Genomic DNA, 18125 nt, shown 5'->3' on the forward strand with positions numbered 1-18125 from the left:
CCCCGCTGAGATCAGCGGGGCTGATGTCAGAAGGTCACCTACACGGACCGGTCAACATTGTCGAGTTCCGAGACGGAGTCACTCAGCTGGTTCATCACTGGGTACTCATCCGTCGATGCTCATCGGGTGTCCATCACTTTCGAACCCGCTTTCATCCGATACGTGCAGTGGACGCCGTGCGGCGACCTGCCTGATGACTTCGGTCATCTCCAGGCCGTCCACGCTGACCGGACGTCGGAATGCTCTGTGGAAAGCCTTCCGACGCACCGCTTGCTCGAGACATTCCTCCTGCGGGTGGAGCCAGGCGCCCCGGCCGATACGCCGACGGGCCAGATCCGGCACCACACGCGGAAGAGCTCCGCCATCGCCTTGTTCAGACTCCGGCGCGAGCGCGAATCTCACGACGTCTCCCTGCTCCACGCGCCGGCGGCAGCCGACACAGGTGCGCACAGGGACCATGACAGTCTACCTCCATGTCTTCTCCTGGGAAGAATCCCCCGGCACGTGGCCAGAAGAGCCCGAGGAATCACATGTTCAGGCGCGGACGGCCTCCGCGTCGGACTCGGCGGCGTCGGAGATGATGTCGATGCGCCATCCCGTCAGCTTGGCCGCGAGCCGCGCGTTCTGTCCTTCCTTACCGATGGCCAGGGAGAGCTGATAGTCCGGCACCACGACACGCGCCGAGCGGGTGTTCTCGTCGAGGACCTCCACGGAAGTCACCTTCGCCGGGGAGAGCGCATAGCCGATGAACTCGGCCGGGTCATCGGAATGATCGATGATGTCGATCTTCTCGCCGTTGAGCTCCGTCATCACCGCACGCACACGGGCGCCCATCGCGCCGATGCAGGCACCCTTGGGATTGATGCCCGACTGATGGCTGCGCACCGAGATCTTCGTGCGATGCCCCGCCTCCCGGGCGACGGCAGTGATCTCCACCGTGCCCTCGGCGATCTCCGGGACTTCGTGTTCGAAGAGCTTCTTCACCAGGCTGGGGTGCGAACGGGACAGCGTGATCGAGGGGCCCTTCATGCCGCGGTGGACGTCGACCACATACGCACGCACCCGCGAGCCGTGGGCGTAGTCCTCACCGGGGACCTGTTCCTGCGGCGGCAGCACGGCCTCCACGGAGCCGAGGTCGACCTGCACCATATTCGGATTGCGGCCCTGCTGGATGAGCCCGGAGATCAGCTCACCCTCGCGGCCCTTGAACTCGCCGAGGACCTGATCGTCCTCGGCGTCACGGATCCGCTGCATGATGACCTGCCGCGCGGTGGAGGCGGCCACACGGCCGAAGTTCTTCGGAGTGTCATCGAACTCCCCGAGCACGGTGCCGTCCTCGTCGAACTCCTTGGCCCAGATGGTCACGTGACCGGAAGACTCGTCGATCTCCGCCCGAGCGTGCTTCAACGCGCCCGGAGACTTGTGATAAGCGAGCACAAGCGCGTGCTCGATCGCCGGCATCAGCTTGTCCAGGGGGATGTCGCGCTCCCGGACCAGCATCCGCAGCGCGCTCATGTCGATATCCACTTGTTCCTCCCGTATGCACGTTCCGGTTCGGGCCGGCTCGACTACTCCGTGTGAGAGAACTCTACCTGGACTCGCGCCCGGCCGAGGGACTCCAGGGCGATGTCGATCGGGTCCGCGTAGCGCACGGGCATGCCCTTCTTCGGCGGCTGCTTCTGCTCAGCCACACGGATCGCCGTCTCTGAGGCCTCCTGCAGCCGGGCCACCAGCAGCGGGAGGCCGGGGCGTTCGATCTCGAGCAGGCGGCCGACGTTCCGCGCGAAATGCCGCGGCTCGGTCAGCGGGCGGGTGGCACCGGGTGTGGAGACTTCGAGCTCGTACTGATCGACCTCGGCGAGCGCATCAGCCTCGTCGAGAGCCTCGGAGAGTGCCTCAGCAACGGCGGCGACGGTGTCGAGATCGACCTGTTCGGTGCCGGTCTCATAGTCCACTGTGACTTTCAGCGTGGTACCCGCCGCGGAGCTTCGCACAGCGGCCTCTTCGAGCACGAGGCCGCGTTCGAGGACCACAGGTTCAATCACCGGCAGCAGCTGGCCAGCACGGGAATCCTGCGCCTTCTCCTCATCACGGGCACGGCGGGACACAGCCATCGGAGCTCCTCTTCACGACGTCGACTCTCATCCGCCGCCAGTCTAGCCGCCGGCCTTCCCAAGACACCCGTCCCAAGCCGCCCTTCCCAAGCCACCCTTCCCAAGCTGTCAGGGGATCCAATCGGTGACCACGTCCCAGCCGAGATTGAGCACGAGGGCGAAGACCACCACTAAGAACACGATGCGCACGAACCGTGAGCCTTTGGCGATCGCCATCCGCGCTCCGGTATAGCCGCCGACCATATTCGCCGCACCCAGCACCAGGCCGGTGAGCACCATGACGTGGCCGGCCGGGGCGAAGAACGCCAGGGCGCCGAGGTTCGTCGCCGCATTGACGATCTTGGCGTGTGCGGAGGCGTTGAGGAAGGAGTACCCGAGGATGGTCACCAGGCCGATGATCAGGAATGTGCCGGTCCCCGGGCCCAGCATTCCGTCATAGAAGCCGACGGCGGCACCGATGAGCACCGCACGGCTCAGATGCCCCAGACCGGCATGACGGAGCCGCTCCAGACGCCCGATATCCGGCTTCGACGCAGTGAAGATCCCCACCGCCAGCAGCGCGAGCACGATGATCGGCATGATCACCTGTTCCGGCAGCGCCGCCGCGACGATCGCTCCGCCGAAGCTCGCGCAGAACGCAGCGCAAGCCGTCGGCAGGGCCGTCCGCAGACTCGGATGCACCCGGCGGATATAGGTCAGCGCCGAGGTGGTGGTGCCGAAGATCGAGCCGAGCTTATTCGTCGCCAGCGCCTGGACCGGGCTCATCCCGGGAAGCAGCAGCAGCGCCGGAAGCTGAAGCAGGCCCCCGCCGCCGACCACGGCATCCACCCATCCGGCGGCGAATCCGACGGCGAGCAGCAGCAGGATCATCGACCACGAGACGCCCTCGAACTCTGCGAGCAGAACCTCCATGGCGGCTGCGGCTCAGCTCAGCGAGCGGATGCGTTCCGTCACGGCATCCACCACGGCATCCACGGCAGAGTCCACCGGCACCTGCTCGGCCTCGCCGCTGCGACGATCCTTCAGCTCCACTACGCCGTCCTTCAGGCCGCGGCCGACCACCAGGATGGTGGGCACCCCGACCAGCTCGGCATCACCGAACTTGACCCCGGGAGAGACCTTCGGCCGATCGTCGAGCATCACTGTCAGACCCCGAGCCTCCAGATCAGCCGCGAGGCTCTCGGCAGTCTCGAAGATCTCCGCTTCCTTGCCCGTGGCCACGATGTGCGCATCTGCCGGGGTGACTGAACCGGGCCAGATGAGTCCGCGCTCGTCATGATGAGCCTCCGCCACCGCGGCCAGCACACGGGTCACGCCGAGGCCGTAGGAGCCCATCGTGACCGTGGTCAGCTTGCCGTTGACGTCGAGCACCCGCAGGCCCAGGGCTTCGGCGTACCGCTCGCCCAGGTGGAAGATGTGCCCCAGCTCGATGCCGCGGCGGGTGCTCAGCGGTCCGGAGCCGTCAGGGGCGGGATCGCCGTCTTCGACCACGACCGACTCGATGACACCGTCCCAGGTGAAGTCCCGCCCGGCCACGAGACCGAAGACGTGATGGTCCTTCTCATTGGCCCCGGTGATCCACGAGGTGCCGGTGACCACCCTGGGGTCGACGAAGTACGGGATACCGGTGGAGGCGTCCTGACCGAGCACCGGGTGCTCCAGATCCAGCCCGGGGCCGATGTAGCCACGGACCAGGCCCGGGTGCTGGCGCAGGTCCTCCTCCCCGGCGGCTTCGACCGTGGCCTCACCGGCCAGCCCGAGCTGAGCGCCGATCGTGGACTCGACGCGCTTGAGGTCGACGTCGCGGTCTCCGGGCACACCGATGACCACCACACGCCGCTCGCCCTCAGCGGTCGTGACCGCGATGACGACGTTCTTCAGCGTATCCGCAGCCGTCCAGGCCCGATCCGGTCGTGGATGATCGGCCTGCGCAGCGGCGACCAGCGTCTCGATCGTGTCGGTACCCGGAGTCAGGTGCACTGCGGCTGCAGGCAGACCATCGATGTCACCGGCTTCCGGAGGAACAGTGGTGACAGCCTCCACATTGGCGCGATAGCCGCCCGGTGATTCGACGAAGGTGTCCTCCCCGATCTCGCAGGGGAAGAGGAACTCTTCGGAGGCCGAACCTCCCATGGCCCCGGAGACGGCGTCGACCGGCACCACCGGAAGGCCCAGACGCTCGAAGACCCGCAGATACGCGGCGCGATGGGCCTCGTAGGCCGCCCGCTGGTCCTCCTCAGCCACGGAGAAGGAGTAGGAGTCCTTCATGATGAACTCGCGGCCGCGCAGCAGCCCGGCCCGTGGACGCGCCTCATCGCGGTACTTGGTCTGGATCTGGTAGATGGACAGCGGCAGGTCCTTATACGAGGTGTACAGGTCCTTCACTAACAGCGTGAAGACCTCCTCGTGCGTGGGAGCCAGCAGGTAGTCGGCCGCCTTGCGGTCCTGCAGACGGAAGATGTTGTCCCCGTAGTCCTCCCACCGGTTGGTCGCCTCGTAGGGCTCCTTCGGCAGCAGCGCCGGGAAGTGCACCTCCTGAGCGCCGATGGCGTCCATCTCCTCGCGCACGATCTCCTCCACCCGGCGCAGCACCTTCACACCCAGCGGAAGCCAGGAATAGATGCCGGGGGCCGAACGGCGGATGTAGCCGGCGCGGACCAGCAGCTGGTGGCTGGCGACCTCGGCGTCGGCGGGGTTGTCACGCAGGGTGCGCAAGAACAGACGGGACAGTCTTAGGGGCACGGAAGCACTCGTTTCCTGGTGGAGTTCTGGCGGTAGGGTTCTGGCTGCTGGCGATGAGTCTACAAGCCGACGACGGCGCAGACTCAGTCGTCCTCCGCAGTTTCCTCCTCAGCCTCCTCATCCTCAGTACCGTCACCGTCGGCGGCCTCACCATCAGTGTCACCGTCAGTGTCGGCCTCGCCCTCGGCCTCCTCCTCATCCTCCGAGGTCTCCAGGTCTTCATCGACCAAAGATCCGAGGATCTCGGCGGCGCGATCCTGGAGCTGCTGGGCGCGGTCCTCAGCCTCGTCCTCGCCGAGGGCGGCCTCCAACGGCTCGACGAGCGTGATGATCTGCGCCTCTGTGCGGACCATCACAGCCAGAGAGTGCCGTTCCCCGTGTAGGTCCTCCGCGCTGAGAGTCCGCGCGAGCGCCTCATCGGCGCCGGTCTCCACCTCCACGAGTTCTGAGACCACCTCGGTCTCGAGCTCTTCCTCGTCAATGGTGCGCGTGACGGTGTATTCCTCGCAGTTCTCCAGCCCAGAGAGCTCAGCCTGCATATAACCCTCTGCCCCAGGGACCTGCTGGTAGGAGTAGAGCGTCGCGGTGAGCGAACGCTCCGGAAGCTCAGCGGCACCGGCGTCCTCGCCGTCGCCTGCTTCCTCTTCCTCGCTACCTTCCTCGCCGTCTTCCTCACTACCATCCTCGCTGTCTTCCTCAGCGTGGCCCTCAGTGCCGCTGACGACCAGCGCACCGTCCGGCACAGGAGTGCCCGATGCCAGTACCTGGGCCTGGCACTCCATGGGGTCCACTTCGAGGCGGCGCAGCTCGGTCTCGACGTCGCGCAAGGACTCCAGCAGATCATCAGTGGTCCTGATCTGCGGGTTGTCCAGCTCCTCCTGGAGCACCTCCGACATCTCCTGCTGGGATAACTGATCCCCGGTCGGCTCGGGGGCGGAGCGCTCGATGCCCTCCCCCGGGTCTCCGATGGCGACGTCGCCGTCGGGCTCCCCATCGACGTCTTCCGGGGCATCCGCACAGCCGCTCAGAAGGACGGCCCCGATGACGCCCACAGAACCGAGACGCAGCCATCCGGGCCGAGCAGAGTACGCTGACCTGCGCTGACGTGACCTGGGGGCACGGCGAGGTGACATCGGAAGATTCTCCTGGACGGATCGACGCGGACTCACACGACGTGGTGTGACGGGCTGCTCCTGTCAGTATGAGGCCGAACCGAGGCCGCCGCCCGGAACAACACAGGCCGCTTAGAACAGCACAGTGGCGAAGGTCCCCACCTGACGGAATCCGACCCGCCGGTAGGCGCGCAGGGCGCTCTCGTTATAACTGTTGACATACAGGCTCACCACCGGCGCCAGCGACAACCCGTGGCGCACGACGGCGGCCATACCGGGGGCCGCCAGTCCACGGCCGCGGTCCGGCGGGCGGACCCAGACACCCTGGACCTGTACGACCTCCGGGGTGACCGCGCCGAACTCGGCTTTGAACACGACCTCCCCGCTGCCCGGCTCGGTGAGCACCAGCGAGTGTCCGGCACTGATCAGCCCACGGATACGCTCGCGGTATTGTGACACCCCGTGGGTATAGGGCGAGAACCCCAGCTCCTCGGTGAACATGGCCGCGCAGGCTGGTTCGACGACGTCGAAATCCTCCGGGACAGCCAGCCGCACGCCCTCCAGCGGCACCACGGCTGAGGGCTCCTCCATGACCATCAGGGGCTGGACCTCCCGGACATCGCGGGCATGACGCCATCCGGTGGCCTCGAAGAGAGACAGCACCGCCTGATCCGGGCCGTAGATGGAGGAGACCCGGCGACGCAGCCGTGCCGCGCAGAGCCCGAAGGTCTCCGCCTGCTCAGCGTCGGCCCCCAGAGGATTGATGTTCGTGCCGATCCAGCAGGCCGCGGCGAGCTCCCCGTCCTCACCGTCGATGCCGACGAAGACCGCAGGGTTCCTCGCCTGCCCCGGTGCGGCAGTCCCCCGGGAAGCCAGCAGCGCAGAGACCGAGGCTGCTGAGGCCGGGTCACGGAGGATCAGCCGCTGCAGGGCGGCAGTGTCCTGGGCTTGGAGGACCCGGGCCTCGCCGTCGCTGGCCTCGGCAATCCGTGCGGTGAGTCCGTCAGCTGACGGAGACCACCGGGGAACCCTGAGTCTCGGCATCTCCCTCTGCTTCCAGGCCCATCTCCTCAGCGAGACGGTTGGCCTCATCGATCAGCGTCTCGACGATCTGATCCTCGGGCACGGTCTTGATGACCTCACCCTTGACGAAGATCTGCCCCTTGCCGTTTCCGGAGGCCACACCGAGGTCGGCGTCGCGCGCCTCCCCCGGCCCGTTGACCACGCAGCCCATGACCGCCACGCGCAGCGGGACCTCCATCCCTTCGAGACCGGCCGTGACCTCCTCGGCGAGGGTGTAGACGTCCACCTGGGCGCGGCCGCAGGAAGGACAGGAGACGATCTCCAATTTCCGCGGGCGCAGATTCAACGACTCCAGCAGCTGATTGCCGACCTTGACCTCTTCAGCCGGCGGCGCTGAGAGGGAGACGCGGATCGTGTCACCGATGCCCTGGGACAGCAGCGCCCCGAAGGCGGTGGCCGATTTGATCGTCCCCTGGAAGGCCGGGCCGGCCTCGGTCACCCCGAGGTGCAGCGGCCAATCTCCACGTTCTGCCAGCTGCTGATAGGCCTGGACCATCACCACCGGGTCATGGTGCTTCACCGAGATCTTGAAGTCATGGAAATCGTGCTCTTCGAACAGCGAGGCCTCCCAGACGGCGGACTCCACCAGGGCCTCAGGTGTGGCCTTGCCGTACTTGTCCATCAGGCGCTTGTCCAAGGAACCCGCGTTCACCCCGATGCGCAGGGAGACCCCGTGGTCCTTGGCTGCCTGGGCGATCTCGCCGACCTTGTCATCGAACTTGATGATGTTGCCGGGGTTGACCCGCACCGCCCCGCAGCCGGCCTCGATCGCCGCGAAGACGTACTTCGGCTGGAAGTGGATATCCGCGATCACCGGAATCTGCGACTTCTGCGCGATGATCGGCAGCGCGGCGGCGTCCTTATCCGTAGGACAGGCCACACGGACGATGTCGCAGCCGGAGGCGGTGAGCTCAGCGATCTGCTGCAGCGTGGCGTTGATGTCATGGGTCTTCGTGGTCGTCATCGACTGCACCGAGATGGGGTGGTCGCTGCCCACACCCACGGAGCCGACCTGGAACTGCCGGGTCACGCGGCGCGGCGCGAGGACGGGCGGCGGCGCGGAGGGCATACCGAGGTTGACGGATGTCACTGACTTGACCTGCCTTCTGTCTTCGGAATCGCTGTGTGAACAGCTCCGCGGAGCCTGTGCACAGCACATCGGTTGCCGAACCGATGATGTCTCCCCCATCGTATCGCCCGCCGTACGAGTGTGGGCCACACCTTTTACCAAGCAGTAACAACACATATCCCCTGCTCAACACAATGCTGACCAACGACCGGTTTATTTCTATATACGACGTGGAGAAAATCTGTCAGACTGTCATCAGTCAGTGTCCAGGGGCGAGGGGCGCACACATGTGTGTTCATCTCCTGGAAGCAGAGATCGCAGGGCTTCTCGGCCACCGTCGGCCGGCAGGGAGTTGTCGTATCACCCCGCTGGCAGACATCATTCGCGAGATCAGCCGAGAGGACTCTCAACCATGTCATTCGGACACCTCCGTCGCGCCGTGACCGGTACCGCTGTCGCCTCCGCGCTCGTCGTCGGCACGGCAGTTCCCGCAGGAGCCTCGGTCTTGAGCCCGGCGGTCACCGAACCTGCCGCACCACCGGTGTCGCTGGGCACAGCCGTGCAGAGCCAGTCAGCACAGGGGCAGGGTCTGCCGAATGCCGCCGCCGTCAACCCGCTGCAGTCGCTGATCGTGCCGATGCAGTGGAGCGATGCCCCGGAAGCCGAAGTCCGCGCGGAGAACGAGCGCATCCGGGAAGAGGGCGATCAGAACCTGCTGGATCTGCTCTACGGCACCAGTGACCACGGTGTGAGCTACCCGGAGGTTCCCGACGGCGCCGCCACGGTCAGCGGCATGAACGTCACCGCCGGACCCGAGGGCCAGTGTGACCTCCGTATGCTCGCGCGCGCCAACACCAGCGACCTGACCCTGAGCGGCACTCAGTGGTCCGCCTCCTCCGGCCCCCGTCCCGTTCAGGTCACCCCAGCGATGGCCAACCCCTACCTCAACGGGGCCTTTGACGATGACGGATCGGTACTGACCCGCCCAGCCACCGACGCCGACGACCCGGCGGAAGTCGACGCCAACGGCCGAGTGCAGGTGGTCTCCGATGGCTTCACCACGCTGACCATCGACCCTTATCTGCAGATCCCGCCGAGCCTCATCCGTCAGGGCATCCGCGATCACTACTCGCACCTGCGCATGCGCCTGGCCACCGAGCACGCCGTCGACGATGTCCGAGTCGTGCTCCAGCTGGACCCTCGCGTGGAGAACATCGTCATCCATGAGAACTTCTACTCCTGGAACTGGTACGCCCCGGGTTATCAGCTGGCGGCCTCCTCGCTGAACCTGGAGATCGTCGACGGAGATGACTACAAATACGCGGTGATCACCGGCTCGATGCCGGCGGAGTCGAATGTGACCCTGCAGCTGCGCGGCCACGTGCCGGACAGCGAGCTCAGCGCCCCGCTGCAGACCCAGATGTGGGCCGGGATGACCGGCACCTACGGCGAGGAGCTGACCTGCGAACCCTTGGAGCCTGTGCCCACTGACGCTGATGACTACGATCCGGGCTACGAGAACGGCACCGTCCAGCCCGGCGAATCCGTCACCGTGGAGCAGGTCCAGGAGACCGAACTCCCCCAGGACACCACCTTCGCCGTCGAGGAGGGCTACGAACCACCCGAGGGGTACGAAGTCGAGGTGGAACCGGACACCGGAAGTGTCACCGTCACCGCCCCTGACGACGCCGAACCCGGAACCATCATCACCGTGCCGGTGGTGCTCACCTACCCGGACGGCTCCACCGAGACCGTCGAAGCGACCGTCGTGGTCGAACCACCGGAGCCTTTCTCCGACCAGCAGGACCCCGGCTATGAGCCGGCGGTCACAGTGCCCGGCGGGACCGTCGAACTCCCCCAGGTCGGCGACGACGAGATGCCCGAGGGCACCACCTACAGCATCGACCCCGAGGACGCACCTGAGGGGTGGACCGTCGAGATCGACCCCGACACCGGGCTGATCACCGCGACCGCTCCCGAGGACGCCCAGCCCGGTGATGAGGTGAGCATTCCGGTCACCGTCACCTACGCTGACGGCTCCAGCGAGACGGTCGATGCCACGATCACCGTGGTGGAGGCGCCGCAGGCCGACGTGCACAACCCGGGGTACACCACTCTGCCCATCACTCCGGCCGCCAGCGTCACCTCCCCGCAGAACCAGGATGAGGACATCCCGGAGGGTACGCAGTTCGCGATCCAGGAGGACTACACCCCGCCGGAGGGATACGAGGCGAGCATCGACCCGGAGACCGGCGCAGTCACCCTGACCGCTCCGGAGGACGCGGAACCGGGCACGACGATCACGGTCCCGGTATTGGTGACCTACCCCGATGGCACCTCTGATGTCACCTTCGCCCAGTTCACGGTGGTCGAGGTGCCGCAGGCTGAGTTCTACGAGCCCAGCTACGAGCCCACAGAGACGACACCCGGCACACCGGTCGATGTCCCACAGACCGGTGATGAGAACGTCCCCGGCGGCAGCGAGTACAGCATCGACCCAGAGGATGTCCCTGAAGGATGGACCGCCGAGGTGGACCCGGAGACCGGCGCTGTCACGGTTACTCCGCCGGAGGACGCTGAGCCGGGAGACTCCATCACCGTACCCGTCACCATCACCTACCCGGACGGCAGCCAGGACACGACCGACGTCACCGTCACTGTGGTGGACACAGAGGAAGAACCTGACGAGGACATCGCGCTCACACCGATCGAGGACCAGACGATCACCGTGGGTGAATCGATCGATCCGGTGACCGTGGAGACTGACGGGCCGGTGGAGTCCATCGAGGTCGACGGGCTGCCCGAGGGCGTGACCTTCGACCCGGAGAACAACCTGATCTCCGGCATCCCCGACACACCGGGCACCTACGAGGTCACCGTCACCGCCACCGGCGAAGACGGCACCACCGTGACCGAAACCTTCACCATCACCGTCACCGAAGACGAGGACCCAGAACCCAGCCCCGAACCCACCGACCCCGAGCCAACAGATCCCGAACCCACGGACCCTGAGCCCACCGACCCGGTCGAGGACATCGCACTGAGTCCGATCGAGGATCAGACGGTGCCTGTGGGCCGCGCCATCGATCCGGTGACCGTGGAGACTGACGGGCCGGTGGACTCTGTCACCGTCGAAGGACTCCCCGAGGGCGTCACCTTCGACCCGGAGAACAACCTGATCTCCGGCATCCCCGACACACCGGGCACCTACGAGGTCACCGTCACCGCCACCGGCGAAGACGGCACCACCGTGACCGAAACCTTCACCATCACCGTCACCGAAGACGAGGACCCAGAACCCAGCCCGGAACCCACTGACCCCGAGCCAACAGATCCCGAACCGACTGACCCGGAGCCCACAGATCCGGAGCCGGTCGAGGACACGACGATGGGGCCGCTGGAGAACCAGGTGGTCACACTCGGCGATCCGATCACTGAGACGACGGTCTCCGTGGACGGCCCCTACTCCAGCCTCGAGGCTGAGGGTCTGCCCCCGGGCGTGACCTTCGACCCCGAGACAGGCAGCTTCTCCGGGACGCCCACCGAACTGGGCACCTTCCCGGTGATCGTCACCGCCTATGACGAGGACGGCAACCCGCTGGCGAACACCTCCTTCTACATCACCGTGGTACCGACGGAGGATCCGGGCGACGGCGATGAGGACGGTGAGCTGACCATCGGCCCGATCGGCAACCAGACTGTCGAGGAGGGCTCCCCGATCGACTCGATCGAGGTCGATGTCAACGACCCAGAAGCGGAGATCACCGTCGAGGGGCTTCCCGAGGGAGTGACCTTCGACCCGGAGACCCGGACGATCGCCGGCACACCGGCCGCCCCGGGGACCTATGAGGTCACCGTGACAGCCACTGATGGTGAGAACACCGTCACGGAGACCTTCATCATCACGGTGACCCCGACGGGCAGCCCGGAGGTTCCGGAGATTCCAGAGCCGAGCCCTGAGCCGACTGATCCCGAGCCGACGGAAGAACCGACCGATCCCGAGCCCAGCGACCCGGCCGGTGAGGTGACCGTCGAACCCATCGAAGACCAGACGATCAACGAGGGCGAGTCGATCACCCCGATCCAGATCGTCACCGATGGGCCGGTTGCTTCGGTGGAGGTCAACGGACTCCCCGACGGGGTCGCCTACGATCCGGAGACCGGCACGATCTCCGGCACACCGACCCAGACCGGCAGCTTCCCCATCACCGTGACCGTGATCGGTGAAGACGGAAGCCGCCAGAGCGTCACCTTCACTCTGACGGTCAACCCGATCGGCGAGGAGGAACCGGACGAGACCGACGAGCCGACCACGGAGCCAACGGAGGAACCGACGGAAGAACCGACCGATCCCGAGCCCAGCGACCCGGCCGGTGAGGTGACCGTCGAGCCCATCGACGACCAGACGATCAACGAGGGCGAGTCGATCACCCCGATCCAGATCGTGACTGATGGGCCGGTGCGGGAGATCGTCGTGACGGGGCTGCCGGACGGTGTCACCTTCGACCCGGAGACCGGCACGATCTCCGGCACACCGACCCAGACCGGCAGCTTCCCCATCACCGTGACCGTGATCGGTGAAGACGGAAGCCGCCAGAGCGTCACCTTCACTCTGACGGTCAACCCGATCGGCGAGGAGGAACCGGACGAGACCGACGAGCCGACCACGGAGCCAACGGAGGAACCGACGGAAGAACCGACCGACTCCGAGCCCAGCGAACCTGCCAGCGACCCGGCCAGTGAGGAGCCTACTGAGGACTCCTCCGCCGAACCCACAGAGTCCGGGGATGGCACAGGGCCGGCGGATGACCCGGTGGCTGAGGAGGAGAGCCCCGAGGAGCAGCCCACTGCCGAAGCTCCCGTATCAGAGGGTCCCGGCTCTGATGATGGCGACTCTGAAGGCACCGCCTCTGATGCAGCACCCTCTGCGGAGGAGACCGCCGAGGAGCCGTCGGCTGAAGAAACGACCGCCGATGCTGATGAGGACCAGGGCGGCCTGGCCTCAACTGGTGCGGCAGCTGCCTGGATCGCCGGAATCGGTCTGCTCGTCATGGCTGCCGGCGCCGCGCTCGTGGCCGTGCGGCACCGTCGCCGCGGAGACGTCTGAGGGTTCAGCGGGCACATCCGCGCGGAGCAAGAGGTGCCGCGCTGAGCAGGAGAAGCTTCGGGCCGTCCTCACACGATGAGTTCGGCACCGTGAGGTTGGCACAACGAGTTCGGCACAGTGAGGTCGGCCCGAAGCGCTCAGCTCAGTCGAATAATCGAATCGGGTTGATGACATCGGCGATGATGAGCATCAGACCCATCCCCAGCAGCAGGGCGCCCACGACATAGGTCACCGGCAGCATCGTCGAGATGTCGAAGGGACCGGGGTCTGGGCGCCCTCGCAGCTTCGCCACCCTCCTGCGCAGGCTCTCATAGATGGCTCCGGCCACATGACCGCCGTCCAGCGGCAGCAGCGGAATCAGGTTGAACACCATCAGCGCCATATTGACTGTGGCCACCATGGAGATCAGCGTCGCCAGCCGAGATTCCCACGGGATCTGGTCCTGCACGGAGAGCTCACCGGCGATGCGACCCACTCCGACCACCGACATCGGCCCGTCCGGGTCACGTTCCTGACCGGTGACTGTGGTCACCGCCACGTCATACATCCTCACCGGAAGCTGCAGCACGACTTCGCCGATGGCCTTGGACTGTTCCCACATCAGCGGGCCCGCTTCCCAGAATGGCTGCTGAACCAGCTCCTGAGCCGCGCCCATGCCGATGAAGCCGACCGGCTCCGTCACCAGTGCGCCGTCAGCCGTGCGCTCAGCCCGGCCGAGTCCATCGGTCACCGGCCGTTCGGTGAGCAGAGGAGTCAGCTCGGTGGTGTGTTCCTCCCCCTCACGGGCGTAGACGACCTGCCGGCTCTCCCCTGCCGATTCACGGATCAGAGCCGTCAGCTCCTCCCAATCCTCGACGTCCTCGCCGCCGAAGGCCAGGATCTCATCACCGGGCCGCAGCCCCGCTTCATAGGCCGGACCGGGGGGATCATCTGCCGTACATTCCTGCTGTCCCTGCTGGTCCTCCACCGCCACCACGCATTCGAAGACCTCTTCCACTGTGGTGGAGGCTTGGGCAGTGCCGTGAGTGGTGATCGTCCCCGCGGTCAGCCCCAGAGCGATCAGCAGGTTCATGAACGGACCGCCGAGCATGATGATCGTCTTCTTCCACGTGGCCAACCGGTAGAACATCCGGTGCTCATCGCCGGGCTTGAGCTCCTCAGCAGCGACCTCCCGCGCCTCGGCTGACATCTGCTGGAACAGTCCGGTGGACTGCGAGCGCACCATCTCACGGCCGGAGGTGCCTCTAGACTGCTCAGACGCGCCCGACACCTGCGGCCCAGGCTTCGGCGCAGGCTCGGCGTACTGCGCACCGACATCACGGAGGTATGGATCGACCGGACCGCGGGACTCAAGCTCTGATCCGGCGGACTCTGTGCTCTCTGCCGCGTCCTCTGCCGCGCCGTCGGCAGCAGCTTCCGCAGCAGGCTCATCAGGCGGCGGGTACATGCCGATCATCGCCACATACCCGCCCAGCGGAATCGCCTTGACCCCGTACTCGGTCTCTCCCCGCTTCCGGGACCATACGGTGGGACCGAAGCCGACCATGTACTGGGTCACGCGCACGCCGAACAGCTTCGCCGGCAGCAGATGCCCCACCTCGTGCAGGGCGATGGAGAGGATGATCCCGACGGCGACGATGAGCACCCCGCCCGTCATCAGCAGCACATCCATCAGCGGCCTCCCCCCGGCCTCGTCACGGACCCGGAGGCGATCAGCGCATCGGCTTCACGCCGCGCCCATGCTTCAGCGTCCAAGACGGACTCCAAGCTGAGCTCACCGCTGAGGCCCTGATGGCGGCCCAATACGTCTTCCACCACCTGCAGGATGCCGGGGAAGCTCAGCCGCCGGTCATGGAAGGCGTCGACGGCCTGCTCATTGGCGGCGTTGTAGACCGCCATATGGGTCGGTGAGCTCTGCGACGCCTGAGCGGCCAGCCGGATCGCCGGGAACGCGCCGTGGTCCAGCGGGGCGAAGTCCCAACTCATCGCCTGGGTCCAGTCGATGGGCGCATCGACCCGCGGCAGACGCTGCGGCCAGCTCAGCCCCAGCGCGATCGGGACCATCATGCGCGGCGGCCCGGCCTGCGCCACTGTGGAACCGTCCTGGAACTCCACCATCGAGTGGATGATCTGCTGCGGGTGGACCACCGCCTCGATGTCCTCCAGCGGCACATCGAAGAGCAGATGGGCTTCGATGACCTCCAGCGCCTTATTCACCAATGTGGCCGAGTTGGTGGTCACCACCCGGCCCATGGAGTAGTTCGGGTGCTTCAGCGCCTGCTCCGGGGTCACCGTGGCCAAGGCACGGGCATCCCAGCCGCGGAAGGGACCCCCGGAGGCGGTGATGATGAGCTTCCGGACCTCGGATTCACCGCTGAGCTGTTCAGCGCACATGCCCCGTCCATGGTGGCCGGAGGCTAAGGCCTGCGCCACCGCTGAATGTTCCGAGTCCACCGGTACTACCTGGCCCGGACGGCGCTGCGCCGCGGCCACCAGGGCGCCGCCGACCACCAGCGACTCCTTATTCGCCAGTGCCAGGGTGACTCCGGCGTGCAGGGCGGCCAGAGTGGGCCGCAGTCCCACAGACCCCGTCATCCCGTTGAGCACGACGTCGACGTCGTGGGCCTGGGCCACCTCGCCGGCGATCTGTTCGGCCGCGTGCGGACCGGTGAGGATCTCCACCGCAGCAGCGTGCCGCCCGGAGGCCTCGTCCAGTGCGCTGCCCAGCGCCGGCCGGTGCGGGTTGCCCGCCGTGCCGCCGTCTGCGGCGATGCCCACGACGGCGGCACCGGTGCGTGCTGCCTGGCGGGCCAGCAGCTCAGTATCGGCACCGGCGGCCAATGCCACGACCTCGAAACGCTCGGGATGGGCGTCGATGACGGCGAGCGCTTGGGTGCCGATGGAGCCGGTGGAGCCGAGGATCGCCACGCGGCGCGGCCGCGCGGGGTGAGCCTCGGCGGAGGCGAGGAGGGTTTCTGCCGCGCAAGCGTCGGATCCGAATGTGGGCATGGCTCTATTATCGACCCACGGCGCCGTCGGCACGGAATCAGCGCCGCCGGTGACGAGTCGGTAGGCTGGTGGGCAGTGTCCGACGCCATACCCGGCGCGGACGAAGTGACGGTTCGACGCCGACGTCGAGGACGAGGAGCACACATGATCACGCTGCGGGAGGTCAAACCCAGTGATCTGGACCAGTTCTTTCTGTTCCAGCAGGACGCCGACGCCGCCCACATGGCCGGCTTCGCCCCCTCCAATCCGCGCGACCGTGGCGTGTTCGACCACCATTGGGCACAGTTGACTCAGTCGGCGGACGTCATCGTGCGCACCATCGATCTCGACGGCGAGCCGGTGGGATCGGTGGCCGCCTACGACGTCGACGGTGTCCGGGAGATCATGTTCTGGACGGACAAGCAGTACTGGGGACGCGGGGTGACCACTGAGGCTGCCGCGCTGTTCCTCGATGAGTTCCCGCGGCGGCCCGTCCAGGCCCGTGTGGTGATCGACAACGGCGGGATGCTCAAGATCTTGGAGGACCTGGGCTTCACGGTCATCGGTGAGGAGCGCAGCTTCTCCAACGCCCGCGCCGAAGTGGTCACCGAGCAGATCCTCCAGCTCGACTGACCTGACACCTGAGTAGACGAGTCGGTGGACGAACGGGTGGACAAGCGGATGGACAAGCGGGTGGACGAGCCAGTGATTGTGCACGGGACTGATTCCGCACCGGTACGCAGCACCTCCCGGCCCGGCACCGGCACCTTCGTCCTCATCGCCGCACTGATGGGTGTCAGCCTCATCGCTGGGGCAGTGGCCGCCTTGTCCGTCTCGAACCGGATACGCCCCAGCGCCGCACTGTCCTGCTGGTGCTGCTGGGAATCGCTGTGTGCGAGGCCGCACTGCTGTGGTGGTTACACCGCCATGCCACTGTCACCCTCACCGCAGACACCCGGGGAATCACCCTGCATACGATGCAGTTCATCCGCAGCAGCATCCCCTGGCAAGAGGTGGACGCTGTCACCGTCGGGCTGAAGGGCCCCAGCCTGGAAGCCGGTTGGCGGATGTACGGCGGTGGACGGGTGGGCTACGCGGCCGGGCCGGAGGCCATCACCATCAGGACCACGCGGACCCGAAGCCACCGCCCGGTCGCGCTCGAAGGCCACCGGCTAGCCCGGGAATACACGGTCTCTGTCGACGACGCCGCGCGCGTGACACAGAGGCTGCAGGCCCTGACTCGCTGCACGCTATGACTCGCTGCACGCTATGACTCGGCGGTGAGTCCTTCGATCAGCCCACCGCGGCCATGATCTCCGTCATCCGGGCCAGGAACGCATCGACCTGGGCCTCGTCATAGCCGTCCGAGCCGTGGGCCCCGGAGAAGCGGATCCGCCGGACCTCATCGACACTCATCGGATTCGCCCCGTCGAGATAGGCCTCCAGCTCATGGCAGAGCTCATCCACCACCGATTTGCGGTACCCCAGCGCTGCAGAGTTGGTCGGCTCCCGGAACCGGTGGTTCTCCGCACGTTCCAGCCGACGACGCAGCGGTTCTGCGCGTGCGGCGAGTTCGGCATACCAGGCGTCTTCCCCGTGGGCGTCGATGAACTGGTCACGCTCGGCCAGAGCGAAGGCGTCGATCAGCCGTTCCATCGCAGTGTCGACCTCACGCCGCGAGTACCCTCCCGGCGCTGTGGCGAACCGAAGACCACGGATCTCCGCCAGCGGGAGAAGCCCGCCGTCGTCGTAGATGCCCCGGGCACGGTCCATGAACCTGTCGACCTCCTCGGGGTCATACCCACGACGGTCCTCGGCGACTCGGCTGAAGAGCCCTGCATTCGTCTCGGCCATAGCTGTCAGCCTAGACCAGGCGGCCCGAGCACTGTTGCTGCGACATGGAGCACTGG

Annotated in this window: 14 protein-coding genes; 3 read left to right on the forward strand and 11 right to left on the reverse strand. The window is 66.6% G+C overall.

Annotated features, from left to right (window positions below):
- Positions 1–105: 105 nt before the first annotated feature.
- The 8 genes from RIL96_RS00350 to ispG all read right to left on the reverse strand — a co-directional run bounded on the left by RIL96_RS00350 (position 106) and on the right by ispG (position 8141).
- A complete protein-coding gene (locus RIL96_RS00350) occupies positions 106–459 on the reverse strand; it encodes a YlxR family protein (RefSeq protein ID WP_310547010.1) in 354 nt (117 codons plus the stop codon).
- Between the two features lie 75 nt (positions 460–534).
- The gene (gene nusA / locus RIL96_RS00355; RefSeq protein ID WP_310547011.1) at positions 535–1527 is read right to left on the reverse strand and encodes a transcription termination factor NusA; all 993 of its coding nucleotides are present in this window, start codon (positions 1525–1527) and stop codon (positions 535–537) included.
- A gap of 41 nt (positions 1528–1568) precedes the next feature.
- The gene (gene rimP / locus RIL96_RS00360; protein ID WP_310547012.1) at positions 1569–2114 is read right to left on the reverse strand and encodes a ribosome maturation factor RimP; all 546 of its coding nucleotides are present in this window, start codon (positions 2112–2114) and stop codon (positions 1569–1571) included.
- A 108-nt stretch (positions 2115–2222) separates the two neighbouring features.
- Entirely contained in the window at positions 2223–3026 is an 804-nt protein-coding gene (locus RIL96_RS00365; protein ID WP_374761812.1) for a TSUP family transporter, read from the reverse strand.
- A gap of 12 nt (positions 3027–3038) precedes the next feature.
- On the reverse strand, positions 3039–4856 hold the full coding sequence (locus RIL96_RS00370) for a proline--tRNA ligase (protein WP_310547013.1): 1818 nt from the start codon (positions 4854–4856) through the stop codon (positions 3039–3041).
- An 83-nt stretch (positions 4857–4939) separates the two neighbouring features.
- Positions 4940–5989 carry a hypothetical protein gene (locus RIL96_RS00375; protein WP_310547014.1) on the reverse strand — a complete coding sequence of 350 codons (1050 nt, stop codon included), beginning with the start codon at positions 5987–5989 and terminating at the stop codon, positions 4940–4942.
- 111 nt (positions 5990–6100) lie between these two features.
- The gene (locus RIL96_RS00380; protein WP_310547015.1) at positions 6101–7012 is read right to left on the reverse strand and encodes a GNAT family N-acetyltransferase; all 912 of its coding nucleotides are present in this window, start codon (positions 7010–7012) and stop codon (positions 6101–6103) included.
- Positions 6972–8141 carry a flavodoxin-dependent (E)-4-hydroxy-3-methylbut-2-enyl-diphosphate synthase gene (gene ispG, locus RIL96_RS00385; RefSeq protein WP_310547016.1) on the reverse strand — a complete coding sequence of 390 codons (1170 nt, stop codon included), beginning with the start codon at positions 8139–8141 and terminating at the stop codon, positions 6972–6974. The genes RIL96_RS00380 and ispG overlap by 41 nt, the downstream gene beginning before the upstream one ends.
- Positions 8142–8532: 391 nt before the next feature.
- On the opposite strand from ispG, the gene RIL96_RS00390 reads away from it, so the two are divergent.
- A complete protein-coding gene (locus tag RIL96_RS00390; RefSeq protein WP_310547017.1) occupies positions 8533–13227 on the forward strand; it encodes a Rib/alpha-like domain-containing protein in 4695 nt (1564 codons plus the stop codon).
- A 142-nt stretch (positions 13228–13369) separates the two neighbouring features.
- Here the strand turns inward: RIL96_RS00390 and RIL96_RS00395 are convergent, their stop codons facing one another.
- Both RIL96_RS00395 and dxr read right to left on the reverse strand, forming a co-directional pair.
- On the reverse strand, positions 13370–14899 hold the full coding sequence (locus tag RIL96_RS00395; protein WP_310547018.1) for a M50 family metallopeptidase: 1530 nt from the start codon (positions 14897–14899) through the stop codon (positions 13370–13372).
- The gene (gene dxr / locus RIL96_RS00400; RefSeq protein WP_310547019.1) at positions 14899–16236 is read right to left on the reverse strand and encodes a 1-deoxy-D-xylulose-5-phosphate reductoisomerase; all 1338 of its coding nucleotides are present in this window, start codon (positions 16234–16236) and stop codon (positions 14899–14901) included. The genes RIL96_RS00395 and dxr overlap by 1 nt, the downstream gene beginning before the upstream one ends.
- Positions 16237–16380: 144 nt before the next feature.
- On the opposite strand from dxr, the gene RIL96_RS00405 reads away from it, so the two are divergent.
- Together RIL96_RS00405 and RIL96_RS00410 are read left to right on the forward strand one after the other, a co-directional pair.
- Positions 16381–16848: a GNAT family N-acetyltransferase gene (locus RIL96_RS00405; protein WP_310547020.1), complete on the forward strand. Its 468-nt coding sequence runs from the start codon at positions 16381–16383 to the stop codon at positions 16846–16848.
- Positions 16849–17087: 239 nt separating this feature from the next.
- A complete protein-coding gene (locus RIL96_RS00410) occupies positions 17088–17471 on the forward strand; it encodes a hypothetical protein (protein WP_310547021.1) in 384 nt (127 codons plus the stop codon).
- A 37-nt stretch (positions 17472–17508) separates the two neighbouring features.
- Here RIL96_RS00410 and RIL96_RS00415 read toward each other — a convergent pair whose 3' ends face one another.
- On the reverse strand, positions 17509–18069 hold the full coding sequence (locus RIL96_RS00415; protein WP_310547022.1) for a DivIVA domain-containing protein: 561 nt from the start codon (positions 18067–18069) through the stop codon (positions 17509–17511).
- Between the last annotated feature and the right edge of the window lie 56 nt (positions 18070–18125).

It is taken from the genome of Nesterenkonia aerolata, from assembly GCF_031470965.1.
In the GTDB taxonomy this organism is placed as follows: Bacteria; Actinomycetota; Actinomycetes; order Actinomycetales; family Micrococcaceae; genus Nesterenkonia; species Nesterenkonia aerolata.